Source organism: Aliiglaciecola litoralis, assembly GCF_039523355.1.
GTDB lineage: Bacteria > Pseudomonadota > Gammaproteobacteria > Enterobacterales > Alteromonadaceae > Aliiglaciecola > Aliiglaciecola litoralis.
This window is the reverse complement of sequence record NZ_BAAAFD010000001.1, coordinates 68,243-81,816: the sequence shown is the minus strand read 5'-3', so window position 1 is coordinate 81,816 and position 13,574 is coordinate 68,243. Positions and strand designations below refer to the sequence as shown.

At 42.3% G+C, this 13,574-nt stretch carries 13 protein-coding genes; all 13 read right to left on the bottom strand.

Annotation, left to right across the window (positions count from 1 at the left end; translation table 11 throughout):
• Positions 1-32 precede the first annotated feature (32 nt).
• Positions 33-2,087, bottom strand: a complete 2,055-nt coding sequence (gene prc / locus ABD036_RS00390; protein WP_343855580.1) for a carboxy terminal-processing peptidase — start codon at positions 2,085-2,087, stop codon at positions 33-35.
• Between the two features lie 5 nt (positions 2,088-2,092).
• Complete coding sequence (gene proQ, locus ABD036_RS00385) at positions 2,093-2,740, bottom strand: RNA chaperone ProQ (RefSeq protein WP_343855579.1); 648 nt, start codon at positions 2,738-2,740, stop codon at positions 2,093-2,095.
• The gene (locus ABD036_RS00380; protein WP_343855578.1) at positions 2,741-3,055 is read right to left on the bottom strand and encodes a hypothetical protein; all 315 of its coding nucleotides are present in this window, start codon (positions 3,053-3,055) and stop codon (positions 2,741-2,743) included.
• A complete protein-coding gene (locus ABD036_RS00375; RefSeq protein ID WP_343855577.1) occupies positions 3,052-3,522 on the bottom strand; it encodes a GAF domain-containing protein in 471 nt (156 codons plus the stop codon). The genes ABD036_RS00380 and ABD036_RS00375 overlap by 4 nt, the downstream gene beginning before the upstream one ends.
• A gap of 123 nt (positions 3,523-3,645) precedes the next feature.
• The gene (locus tag ABD036_RS00370) at positions 3,646-4,332 is read right to left on the bottom strand and encodes an SIMPL domain-containing protein (protein ID WP_343855576.1); all 687 of its coding nucleotides are present in this window, start codon (positions 4,330-4,332) and stop codon (positions 3,646-3,648) included.
• A 1-nt stretch (position 4,333) separates the two neighbouring features.
• Positions 4,334-4,600, bottom strand: a complete 267-nt coding sequence (locus tag ABD036_RS00365) for a DUF3862 domain-containing protein (protein WP_343855575.1) — start codon at positions 4,598-4,600, stop codon at positions 4,334-4,336.
• A 48-nt stretch (positions 4,601-4,648) separates the two neighbouring features.
• A complete protein-coding gene (locus ABD036_RS00360; RefSeq protein ID WP_343855573.1) occupies positions 4,649-5,878 on the bottom strand; it encodes a nucleoside recognition domain-containing protein in 1,230 nt (409 codons plus the stop codon).
• A 170-nt stretch (positions 5,879-6,048) separates the two neighbouring features.
• Positions 6,049-7,176, bottom strand: a complete 1,128-nt coding sequence (locus tag ABD036_RS00355; RefSeq protein ID WP_343855572.1) for a pyridoxal-phosphate-dependent aminotransferase family protein — start codon at positions 7,174-7,176, stop codon at positions 6,049-6,051.
• A gap of 523 nt (positions 7,177-7,699) precedes the next feature.
• Positions 7,700-8,221 carry a gamma carbonic anhydrase family protein gene (locus ABD036_RS00350; RefSeq protein ID WP_343855571.1) on the bottom strand — a complete coding sequence of 174 codons (522 nt, stop codon included), beginning with the start codon at positions 8,219-8,221 and terminating at the stop codon, positions 7,700-7,702.
• Between the two features lies 1 nt (position 8,222).
• Positions 8,223-9,083 carry an acyl-CoA thioesterase II gene (gene tesB / locus ABD036_RS00345; protein WP_343855570.1) on the bottom strand — a complete coding sequence of 287 codons (861 nt, stop codon included), beginning with the start codon at positions 9,081-9,083 and terminating at the stop codon, positions 8,223-8,225.
• 34 nt (positions 9,084-9,117) lie between these two features.
• On the bottom strand, positions 9,118-10,941 hold the full coding sequence (locus ABD036_RS00340; RefSeq protein ID WP_343855569.1) for a protein kinase domain-containing protein: 1,824 nt from the start codon (positions 10,939-10,941) through the stop codon (positions 9,118-9,120).
• 9 nt (positions 10,942-10,950) lie between these two features.
• Entirely contained in the window at positions 10,951-11,811 is an 861-nt protein-coding gene (locus ABD036_RS00335; protein WP_343855568.1) for a 23S rRNA (adenine(2030)-N(6))-methyltransferase RlmJ, read from the bottom strand.
• A 202-nt stretch (positions 11,812-12,013) separates the two neighbouring features.
• Entirely contained in the window at positions 12,014-13,573 is a 1,560-nt protein-coding gene (locus ABD036_RS00330; RefSeq protein WP_343855567.1) for a dihydrolipoyllysine-residue acetyltransferase, read from the bottom strand.
• Position 13,574 lies beyond the last annotated feature (1 nt).

Genomic DNA, 13,574 nt, shown 5'->3' with positions numbered 1-13,574 from the left:
TTAACAAATAGCCCTGATTAAAAACGTCATGATTAGTTGGCAGTAGCTGCTGGCGCATTTGATGCGTACATACCCGTCGAAGCTAGCTCGAATGTAATGTTAGCTGCCTCGTCCAGAAACGGATCAATGTTGTCTAGCTCTTCAGGTAGATCATCCAGCTTCTCTACTTTGGCCAATCCAGCTCGCTCTAAACGTTCATTCGCGCGCTTGAGTCTTAAAGCGTCCTGTTGCTCTTTTTCTTTGAGTCTCTCTGATTCAACCAGTGAAATTGTCTTTTTGTCCTTTTCGCGTTTATAACGTTCGATATCTTCGAAGATATACGCAAACTCAGGGTTTTTCTGAATACGTGCAAAGTGGCTTTGCTGTATTTGATTGAGTGATGATGTTGCATCTCCAACCACAGAGTAGTTCACTTTGTCGATACTATCCCAAGGTAATGCATTTTCTTCTTGGCTTTCACCCCACTCTTCCGGATCGATTGCCGTTGGAAACTGAATATCAGGTACCACACCTTTGTGCTGCGTGCTGCCACCATTGATTCGATAAAATTTGGCTATCGTATATTGGATAGAGCCAAGCGGATTACTATATAAATCATAAATCCGCTTCAAAGGACGGTGACGTTGCACTGTTCCTTTACCAAAGGTTTGTTCACCTAATACCACAGCACGTCCATAGTCTTGCATTGCCGCGGCGAAGATTTCAGACGCTGAAGCACTATAACGATCGACTAATACAGTTAAAGGACCGTCATAATAAGTCACGCCATCGGTGTCTTTTTCCGTGCGAGTTCGACCAGAGGCGTCGTGTATTTGTACCACAGGGCCGCGATCGATGAATAAGCCAGATAACAAAGTAGCTTCCGTCAGTGAGCCACCACCATTGCCACGCAAGTCAACAACCACACCTCTTACATTTTGTTCTTTCAACTTAACAAGCTCTTTTTTCACGTCAGCATGCAAATTGTTATAAAAGGATGGGATGGTGATAACGCCTAGTTTCTCACCTTGAAATGGCCCTGTTTCTGGAACGTAAGTGTCAGATTTTGCTGCGCGATCTTCCAATTTAATTTTGTCGCGCGTTAATTTAACCACTTCTGGTACATTGCTTTCTGAAACGCCTTTGAGCACTTGTAAACGAACCACACTGCCTTTAGGCCCTTTAATTAGCTCCACTACCTCGTCAAGGCGCCAGCCGATAATATCGATAAACTCTTCATTGTCTTGTGCAACACCGACAATTTTGTCTTCCGGCTTGATCTTTTTAGACAGCTCAGCTGGTCCACCGGGCACTATGCTGCGGATAACGGTGAAGTCGTCTTCACTTTGCAGCACCGCCCCAATACCTTCAAAAGACAAGTTCATTTCCATATCGAAACGTTCAGTGCCGCGCGGAGAAAGATAACTGGTATGAGCATCTACACTTCTCGCAAATGAATGCATCACCGTTTGAAATACATCTTCACTCTTCGTTTGAGTTAAACGCTTAATCGCTCTTTCGTAGCGTTTTTGTAGCAATTCTTTGATCTTTTCAGGTTCTTTACCGGCTAACTTGAGGTTTAAAGCATCGTATTTAACCCGCTGACGCCATAATTCATTCAATTCATTTAGATTGGTCGGCCACTGTGCATCTTCGCGATCGTACTCGAGTACATCACCTTTCTTTTCAAAGTCAAACTCGGTGTCCAATAGTGAAATAGCATAATTAAAACGTTCCAGTCGACGTTTCAAATTTAACGTATAGATGTCGTATGCATCACTAAGGTTGCCTTGTCCAATCGCCTCATCAAAATTCAGACGGTATTTTTCGAGCGCCTCAATGTCAGATTTCAGGAAAAAATTGCGATTGTAATCCAACGTCCGTAAGTAACGGTCAAAGGTTTTTGCAGAAAGGTCGTCATTGATTTTGATCGGTTTATAGTGTGACCTAAGGAGATGAGAGCTGATCCGCTTCGCTGATGCTGAATGCTGTGATTCTTGCTCAAGTGCGGGAAGTTCAACATCTACGACGGTTGAATTTACCGCGAGCGCGCCTGCACTCACACAAAATAAAGCGCTGTAAATCGAAGCGCGAACAAATTTATTCATAAAAACTACCTCTTAGGGCGTGCCAGACGCAAGTTATCTACTTGCACTTTCACTAACATACCAGTTTGAAGTTGGACATGAACACCATCTTTAGATACTTCAGTGATGGTCGCCGGTAACGGACTCTTTCCAACTTTTACGGTGACTTCAGTTCCCACCACCATGTCTGATTCAGTCAATTTTTCTGGGGCGGCCTGATTAGTTGGTCTAGGATTTGCTGCTTTAGTTCCCTTACCTTTTGCTTTACTACTTTTTTCACTCTTAACTTTGTAAGTTTTCTTTTCCGGTTTTTTGTCAGCATTATTCGCCTTGCGCTTTTCGGCAACTTTAGCTTTGCTTTCTGCTAATTGTTGCTGCGCATGATCAGCGTGCTCTTTTTCAATGGCGGCATCTTGATTGCCATCTAAGTCAACACGATGCGCACCTACTTTTACACTGTGCAAGTAACGCCAGCTATTAGTGTAGTGGCGTAATGATGCGCGCAATAATGTTTTACTTAACCGTTCTTCATCTTTAAGTCGCTCCGAGAGCTCTTGAAAAACACCAATTTTTAATGGTTTGGCTTCGCCCTCAAGGGAAAAACATTTAGGAAAGGCTTGCGCCAAAAATGCAATGACTTCTTTACTATTCGAAAATTTTTCTTGGTTTTCCATTCAATATACTAATTCTGTGTGTTGATCGTTATCGTCGTCTTGTCCTGCATCATCCCAAGTTGCCAACAGATGGTCAACCCAGTCATGCAAATCATTCTCATCAATTTCCATTAGGTAAGCGTCTTCTCGCCAATTTTCCCAAACGTGCTGCAGCACATTTTCGAGGCGAGTGGTTTCAATGTCATCATCAGCTTGGTCATACACCATATGCAAAATAACATTAAGCTTTTCAGCAGCCTCCGCTGCCTCATCATCCCAATGATCCATATCTTCTGCTGTTGCCAGCACTACGTGAATATCTATTAAATTTTTCAATCTAGTGTCTTTTGTAAAGTATCAACAATTAATTGCAAACCTAATCCATCGGCAGCGTCAAAACGTCCTATGCTGGGGCTGTCTATATCAAGCACTCCAACTAGACGTCTGCCGGAGAGCACCGGGATAACGATTTCTGAATTTGACGCTGCATCACAGGCAATGTGCCCTTCAAAATCGTGTACATCTGCAACAATTTGCGTGGTTCGTTGAAATGCGGCAGTGCCGCATACTCCTTTCCCTATTGGGATACGAATGCATGCTGGCTTACCTTGAAATGGACCAAGCACTAGTTCATCATCTTCAACAAGGTAAAATCCCACCCAATTTATGTCATCTAACGACATATTAAGCAACGCACTCAAATTGGCTAAATTTGCAATCAGATTCGTTTCTGACCCAATTAGCGCACTCGCCTGTTTCGTAAGGCTTTGATAAAAAGCCTTTTTATCTGTCTCTATCGACATAATTCTATGTTTACTACCTTAATTAAAATGACTGCATCCCTTGTTACATAGGGATTTTAACCCGCCACAACGCTAATTACAGCGATTTTTTACCAAACTCGACATAATAATTTTATCTCGTTGTTATTCAGCTATTTTGAAGGTCACTACGATTCTGGCATTAATTTCATTTAATCCTGGGAGATATTCGGCTGAATCTGAAAATACCGCCATATTTCGAGCGGAAGGCTGTGGTGTTGGATTATAAGCCGAATTTTCTTCGACATTGGCGACTTCACCAAGTTTAAGGTTTAAGCCAGCTGCTATATGTTGTGCGCGCATTTTTGCATCATCCATAGCGGCCTTTAAGGCTGCAAGATAAGCTGCCTGCTGGTCTTCCACTTCATATCTCAAACCATCAATACGGCTGATATTGAGCGTAAAGAGATCATTCATAATTGCCGGATAACTCGAAAATGCTCTTAGAGTGACATCAAGGTTTCGACTAAATACAAAGCCTTTTTGTACATTACTTTGGCGCTCCCGTTCAAACCAAGGATATAAACTAATGGCCATTGATTGAATATCTTTAGAAACCACTCCGTGGTCATGCAATACGCTGTGTATTTGGTCGGTTTTACGGTTAACTGACTCGCTGAGCTTTTTAGTGTCTTGGCCTCGCTCTTCAACGGTAATGGTAAACTTTAATATATCTGGCGCTTTAGAAATACTACCTTGGCCATTCACCGTGATGGTATCACTGCGCGATTCATGAGCCAAAGTGATATTCGATAAGCATAATGTGATCAGTAAAGTACTAAAGAATTTCATATTATTTTAAGCCCCCATGTGTAATTACTGCTGCTCTGTCGGCAATGAAACTCACTTTGATGAACTTGCCATCCTGTTCTCCCCAAATGCAACTGTGAGTACCAATGACGGCTTCACATTGGTCCGGTTTACCTAAAATCATTTCAACATCAGATTTAATCATGCCCATTTCCACTCGGTCGTAATTTGCCCAGGTCACTTTAGAGCACCCTTGAAGCATAAAAATACTCAGCAATAAAATCGACATTATCCTTTTTGGTACAACCATAATCGAAGCCTCTATCAAGAATTTAACTAAACCATTCACATGTATAAATTAACCGAAGAACCAATATGTAACCGTGATAGCAGCCACTATACCCGCGAGATCAGCCGCAAGACAACAGGCAACTGCATGTCGACTGTATTTTATGCTAACCGCACCTAAATACACAGCCAAAATATAAAATGTCGTTTCAGTAGAGCCTTGTAAAACAGATGCCAATCTCCCAGCAAACGAGTCAGCGCCGTGGTGTTGCATGGTTTCGATCATCATAGCGCGGGCACCTGAGCCACTTAACGGTTTCATGAGTGCGTTAGGAATACCCTCGACAAATCGACTATCAAACCCGATAGCATTTACAATGTAGGCAATACTTTGCATCACGATATCCAACAACCCACTGGCTCTGAGCATGCCAATAGCGAACAGCATCGCAATTAAATAAGGGATCAATGAAATGGCGAGCTCGAATCCTTGTTTGGCACCGTCTATAAAAAGCTCATAACAATTTAATTTTTTGACTGCACCGACACTCAGTACAACTACGATAAAACTGAGTAATAGCGCATTGGCTACAAAGGATGATTGGCTCGCCATCTGGGCAGCAGCCAAATAGGAAAAATACAAGATCACGGCGCCCAGACAGCTAAACAGTAGTAATAAATAAATCACCACAACTTTGTTGAACAAATTGACTTTTTGCACCCAGCAAGTGACAAATAGACCAACCAAGGTTGACGCGCTAGTAGCCAGTAAAATTGGAATGAACACATCGGTTGGGGTGGCAGCCCCCTGCTCTGCTCGGTAAAGAAATACCGCAATAGGAAAAAGTGTAACCGAAGAGGTGTTAAGTACCAGAAAGAGTATTTGCGCATTACTGAGTGACGATTTATCGTTGTTCAAGGATTGCATATCTTGCATGGCCTTGATCCCAAAGGGAGTCGCCGCGTTATCTAAGCCCAGCACATTGGCAGACATATTCATGGTGATACTACCAATTGCCGGATGCCCTTTGGGTATTTCAGGCATTAGTCTACACAACAAAGGTTCAAGCACGATGGAAAGCTTAGCAATTAAACCCGCATGTTCAGCGACACGAAAGATACCAAGCCAAAATGCCAATAGACCAATTAAACCGATGGCTATTTCAACACTCAACTTGGCCATTGCATAAATTGCATCCATGACCTCTTGAAAGCCGCCAAGATGTTGATTAAAAAGAACTTGCCAAAGCGTTGCTATAAAGGCGCACAAGATAAACGCCAACCAAATTCGATGCAGCATAACCAATCAATGTTGTTGTAATTTCTTGTTATAATACAGACAAATAACCATTGTGGGCAAAATTTAACAGCCTGTGTCACCCCTTTTATTGCTGTGGTAGATACTTCTTGGTTCATTGGTCACAGACAAAAAAGGGGGAATGTGATCCCCTCCTCAGTTCAGGTTAACCATTATTTATCCAAGGCAGCTTGCAGGCTGTTGAGGCAATAATCCACATTACGCTCATTACATCCGTAGCCCATTAGTCCTATGCGCCACACTTTACCGGCTAAAACGCCCAGACCTGCGCCAATTTCAAGATTAAACTCGTTGAGCAAGCATGACCTCACTTTTGCATCATCGACGCCATCCGGAATATAAACCGTGTTTAATTGCGGTAGACGGAAGTCTTGTTCAACAACCAAAGACAAGCCCATAGATTGCAAACCATTTTTTAGCTGCTCATGGCAACGTTGATGGCGAAGCCATGATGCCTCAAGCCCTTCGTTATGCAGATTCACCAAGGCCTCATGCAACGCATAGATACTGTTCACCGGCGCCGTATGATGGTAGGCACGCTTAGCGCCTTCTCCCCAATACTCCATTACCAATTGCATGTCTAAAAACCAACTTTGTACTGGCGTTTTTCGTGCTTTTATTTTGTCAATCGCCGCGGGGCTAAAAGACACTGGTGATAGACCTGGCACACAAGATAAACATTTTTGTGTACCCGAGTAGATCGCATCGATTTGCCATTCATCTACACGTAATTCAACGCCCGCCAAAGAAGTAACCGCATCGACTAATGTCAAACAACCATATTGTTTTGCCAGCGCACACAATGCCTTTGCATCGTTTTTCACGCCCGTTGAAGTTTCAGCATGAACAAAGGCGACAATCTTCGCATCAGGATGTGTTTTTAAGGCATCAGCTAATTTATTAATATCAGTGGGTTTACCCCACTCATCTTCAATTAATATCAGTTCTCCTCCGCAGCGGATAACGTTTTGTGCCATGCGTCCACCAAAAACACCATTTTGACAAACGATGACTTTGTCGTTCGGCTCAACTAAGTTGGCAAAACAAGCTTCCATTCCTGCAGAGCCTGGGGCAGAAATCGGCATCGTTAATGCGTTTTCTGTTTTAAAAGCATACTGCAAAAGCTGCTTAACTTGGTCCATCAGTTCAATAAACTGCGGATCTAAATGACCGATTGTCGGTTTTGCTAAAGCGGTTAAGATACGAGGATCAACATCTGAAGGGCCTGGGCCCATGAGGGTTCGAGATATAGGATTAAAAGAACTAAAAGTGTTATCCATAAATGTCCGTTTCTAAACTAAAAAATAATACCTGTAATGGTACAACGAGTCCGTATTTGAACAAGATGTAAATAGCCAATATTCACAATATAAATGAAATTACGTTAACCTGAACTCTGGGTAAAATCTATCGGGCGATTATAATTCTGAGTTCAGCTTAACACCTACCATAACAACGCTTTCTTTAACTGTGGGTAACTTTTATTGGGCAGTGGATAAGCTGTGAGCAACACCTGAATAAGCTGTGCAACCACTGTGCATAAGGTAGTGCTGGTAAATATAATTACCGCGACAACCTGTTGAAATATATGCGCTTTTCAAAATAGTTTGCAAATGTGTTTAATAAATGAGCAGAGATGTTCTACACTAAGGGTTCTCCAATATTTTGTTGTTGGATTCTTCTCCCTGTTGAAGAAAGTTAGCGCACGGCTCTAACCGATGAGCCATTCCCCTAAGCCCGGACGTAGTCATAGTGCCGGGCCTTTTTTATGCGTAATAGTGACAAGCTAAAACAATGTAGCCTTTAACCTACAGGCTTTAATTTTTCTGAGAAATGCTTTGCATTGGCGATGTAATGTTGTGCTGAAGCCTCAAGCAGTTTTTGCTGGCTCTGTGACAATGTTTTAACCACTTTTGCAGGGCTACCCATCACCACTGAGCCATCTGGTATTTGCATGTTTTCAGTGACTAAACTGTTCGCACCAATCAAACAATGAGACCCAATTTTCGCACCATTTAGGATCACAGCATTGATACCAATTAAACTAAAGTCGCCTACCTCACAACCGTGAAGCATGACTTTATGGCCAACGGTGACCCCTTTGCCGAGGGTCAGAGGGACGTTTTCATCGGTGTGCAGTACCGAGCCATCTTGTATGTTTGAGCCCTCACCGATTGTTATCTGGTCACAATCACCTCGTAGAACAGCATTAAACCAAACGCTAGACTCTTTTTTTAAGGTAACAGAACCAATGACATGACAACCGGGTGCCAAAAATACGCTTTTATCACACACTGGATGCCGATCAGCTAAGCTGTATAACATATTATTTCTCCACTTTTCGCATTAGACCTTCTTGCATGGTAGATGCAACTAATTGACCTTGTTGATTAAAAAATTGCCCTCGCACCAGACCTCTTGCACCACCGCTAAATGGACTCTCAGTGCTGTACAATAACCATTCATCAAAGTGAAACGGTAAATGAAACCACATCGCATGATCAATTGTGGCCATTCTTAATTGTTTATTTCGAACCGAAATTCCGTGAGGCTGCAGTGACGTTGCCAAAAAATGATAATCCGAAGCATAAGCTAACATCGCTTGATTTAAATTGATGTTGCCATTGATCAACTCTTGCGCACGCATCCATATATAGCGTTTAGGATCTTCTTTTTGTGGATGACATAAATCGATGGTTTGCACGGTTCTCACATCTAGAGGCTTATGATAAACAATCGCCTCTCGCATGCGGTCAGATATTTCATCTAAACTGTCCTCAAAAAATGCCAAATCCGACTCAACTTCCTCTGGAGGCGGAACTTCTGGCATCTGTGCAAACTGATGAGACAAGCCCTCCTCAGGGTGTTGAAATGAAGCCGTTAAATAAAAGATTGTTTTACCATGCTGTATTGCTTTAACCCGACGCGTTGAAAAACTACGTCCATCACGCATAGTTTCAACATCATAAATAACCGGACTGTTAGCGTCTCCGGGTAACAAAAAGTATGAGTGAAAAGAATGACTTACTCGTCCTTCTGGTAAGGTTTGTTGGGCCGCTGCTAGCGCCTGGCCCATCACCTGACCACCAAAAAGTGCTCTGAAGCCGAGATCCCAACTTTGTCCCCTAAATAACGAATCTTCAATTCGCTCTAATTCTAATAAAGAGGTTAATGTCACATCATTCATTTGCGAGTCCTTTTAAACTAACGTTCTTAGCACGTTACTTGCTTGGATACTTTGGATAAAACTTTTCTGGTAAACAGGTAGCGTGTTCAAAATAACGCGTATCTTTATAGGGTAATTTCATAAAACCAGATAACCCTAGGCCTTGTATGGAGGGTAACAAGTCTATGATTTCTTTCAATAAGCTTCTGAATTCCATTTCCATACTGTGATCCAGTAGTGTGTAATAACTGTGGATCTTCATGTGTAATGGTAAAGCTTCAAAAATAATACATCCGGTATGATGAATACCATTTAGTTGACGGATAATGGACATAAGTTGCTCAGGCAAAACTAATAATTCATCAGGGTCTTCGCCGTCTTCAAAATAGGAGTGATTTCGACTTTGATCCTCTGTAATCGAAAACTGACTAATTTCAAACGGGATCTGCATGTTTGCTTTTGCTTCAAAGGGTACATTCTCGTCTTCCCTTTCGAGGTGCAACGTATCTCTGGCGTTAAACATGCAGCTTTTAAACACGCCCACACGGTGAATTGCCCGAGCAAGTGTCACCACATTGTTAACTGAAATATCAAATGATCGTTTTAACTCAGGGTCAAATAAATTAAGACTGGAATCAATATATACGCCCTCGGCTTGCCAACGCACAACCAAGCCGCCGACCACTGGATATTTGCCTAATCGCCCCACCGCGGCAATAAATGCTTTCTCGGTTTCGCCCATACCCTGCATGTAGTTTTTGTAGTAACGGTCAAATTGCGCATCATTCAAAAAACTAATATTGCTTTGAAATTCATCACTTTCAACCCGCAAAAAAGACTTTCTTGAGCTGTAAACAACGGTGTCTATCTCTTTGCCTTTTGCAAATTGCCACGTGGGTATCAGTGCTTGATAATCTTGTTCATCACTTGAGCTAAATACCAAATTGCTCATGTATTTCATATTGCGAATAAAATAATCACCGCCTTTACGCCGAGTCATGGGGTCATCACTTAGCATGGCTGTTAATGTTTCTGCTAATTCTTTGGGTAAACCTAAAGAATTGGGCGTGATCACGTGCTTACCAAAACGACTAGATTGACCTGAAGCCAAAGTATATAGAGTGCTGGCTAGTCCTTGTTCATCAAATCTTGGGCTGGAAAGTTCACCATTGAGTTGGTCAACACCAATAAAATAAACATCACCCAGCCGTGCATTGGTGGTATTAGTATCGGCAGACATTAAGTCCATAACATTACTGCTGATGTGCTGCCCATGTTCATCTAATTGTGCGAATACTGACGATCCCCAATCAACCAGCCCAATGGTTTCAGATTGTTCATCAAACACAATATTAGAGGGTTTGATATCACCATGAACGATTGGTTTATCATGTCCTTGTGATTTATTAGCCCGCAAGGCTTCTAGCACTTGGCATAACTGATAAGCGATTTTCACAATCAGTCTAGGTGACAAAGGTCCTTTTCTCAGGGAATAGACTTCCAAGTCAACGCCTTTGGCACGTTCCATGACCAAAATCGCTTGCTTTTTGATCCGTTGAAATTCGATCAGGGAAGGCACATAAGGATGATCAACTTGGCTGAGCATAAAAGCTTCTTCTTCTAACCTATCTTGCACATGTTGTGGCAAGTTGATCCTTGAAAATTTAAACACCAATTGTTTATTACGAGGGTCTTCTCCAGCAAAAGCGAAACCGAACGCGCCCTTACCAATTAATTCAATATCGCCATACCCGAGTAATTCGAGCTGCTCTTTACATAAGGCAAACCAGTCTTTTAATTTTTGCGCATCTTTATGTGAGAGCAAATAGATGGATTGCTCATCAGGGATATAAAAATGCTTTAGATTAGCTAAAGACACAGGGTTGAGTTACTCACTTTTTCGCCAAGTACAGTCACTTGTTGCCTGAAAATCGTCGTTACTAAGCAGTTTATTAATTTCAGGTAACATCTGAGAAATAGCGTCATCTAGTTGCCAAGGTGCGTTTAAAATCGCTAAACCTGAACCATACATGCCAGCATCTTCGGTGTTCGCTGCAATTTGCATCCTTACATCCAGTAGGTTTTTACAATTTAGTTGCGCTAACTGAACACACAAAGATTCACTCATCCCAGACTTTTTTCCGGCTCGAGCAGATAATAACGGATACCAAATAATATATACGCCTGTTGACCACTTTTTGAGCGCTTGTTTTACCGTTGATAACACTTGGTCATACTCTGTATGTACTTCATATGGCGGGTCAATCAGGACCATTCCACGAGCAGGATTCGGTGGTAAAAGCGCAAGCAACCCCTCAAAACCGTCGCGATGATGGATTGCCGCCTTGGCATCAAAGCTTAGACCCCGTAGATTGTTACGCAGGTTGACCACTTCGTTATTGTGATATTCCATCAACACGATTTTGTCTTGAGTTCTTAGCAATGAAGCGGCAATCAGCGGCGAACCTGGATATTGCTGATTAGCCATATACTCTTGGGTTAAATTGACATAATCATCTAATACTGAGTTTTGCTGCTGATGGGTTATTTTAGAAATACCCGTCTCAAACTCACGGGTTTTTAAGGCTTCTTCGCCGTTAAGCGAATATAAGCCAGCACCGGCATGGGTATCGATATAAATAAAGGGCTTAGATTTTTGTAGGAGTTTTTCAGTTACTAACATTTGGACAATGTGTTTCAACACATCAGCATGATTGCCTGCATGAAAACCATGTCGATAACTTAGCATAGTTGGGCCCTTTTAAAATCGCCTTCACATAACGGCGTGTTGATCATAGTTGTCTGTTCAATACGGATACAACCAAGACCAGCACGCTATTACGTAAAGGACTGATTTATCTGCAACTAGATCACAATCATAATTGTTTTAATAGCTGCAAAATAGCACAAAAATGGCGTTAATTAATCCAAAATTATTGACAATTTGACGGCTAACGTAATTCCGTCAACATTGTCATGGGTTGCTCTAAATAGGATTTCCACAGGTTATTGAATCGAACCATGGTGGCGCCGTCTATTATTCTATGATCGCCTGACCAACTCACATGCATTAAGTTAACAGCAACGACATTATCGTTTTCGTCAAATCGTGGTAAACGTTGCATTTTACCTAAGGCGACAATGGCTGACTCGGGCTTGTTGATCACCGGAGTCGCTGTTGTTCCACCCAGCACGCCAATGTTAGAGATACTGATTGTACCTCCTTTTAAATCGCCACTTGCCAAACGTCCTTCACGTGCTAAATCAACCAAGCGATTCACTTCTTGCGCTATTTCTAATAGAGATAGACGCTGTACTGATTTAATATTAGGCACGATAAGACCAATCTTAGAATCAACCGCTAAACCAATGTTGTGATCGTCAAAATAGGTTATTTCTGTGCAATCCTCATTGACTTGTGAATTGATAATGGGGAATGATTTTAACGCCATCGACATTGCTTTGATGAAAAATGGCATAAAGCTCAATTTAATGGATTGACGCTCAAATTCCGGTTTAAGTTGCGCGCGCAGTGCAATCAAATTGTCCATGTTGATTTCTTCACTGACACTAAAGTGTGGAATAGTAAACACCGAGCGCGTCATTTGTTTGGCCATTGCGGCTTGCATACCACGAATAGGCTCAACACGAGTACCTCCAGTCTCTTGACTGGCAGTTGGCTTGCTTTGGTTAGCCGCTGGTTGTGGTGTAGCAGTATGGTTTTCCACATCTTGCTTCAACACTCGGCCTTTCTTGCCTGAGCCTTTAACACTGGCAATATCGATATTTTTTTCTCTAGCTAGTCGTCTCACCGCTGGACTTGCAAGTGCTTTACCTTGTCTCACGCTTGACTGTTCTGGCTGATTTTCAGTGGCAGCTGTACTTGCGGATGTTTGCTCACTTTGAGCATTAACATGGCTTGCTTGACTGCTGGTATTCACAGAAACAGCTACATCTGGCGTCAATGCATATAACGGAGAATGTACTTTGGCAATTTCACCTTGGGCGTAATACAACTTAGCAACGTTACCAGAATATTTAGCCGGTATTTCTACCAAGGCTTTATCTGTCATAACTTCTACTACTGGCTGATCTTCTTTAATCGCATCGCCTTCCGACACCAGCCATTTAACGATTTCGCATTCAACTATCCCTTCGCCAATATCTGGCAGGATAAAATCTTCGCTAGTCGAGCTCACAGCAGGTGATTCAACAGCAGTTGAAGTAGACTGTTCTTTAGTGTCAGGTTGACTCGCAGGCTCAGCTACTTCAGCCCCTTCTGACTCCATTGCGAACAAAGGTTGATGTACTTTAGCAATGTCGCCTGTTTGATAGTAAAGCTTAGCCACTTTACCATTGTGCATCGCAGGGATCTGTACGGTAGCCTTGTCGGTCATTACCTCAGCCACTGGTTGATCTTCAACAATGACATCACCTTCTTTGACTAACCATGCGAGTAATTCGCACTCAACGATACCTTCACCGATATCAGGTAATATAAAATCGTGCATT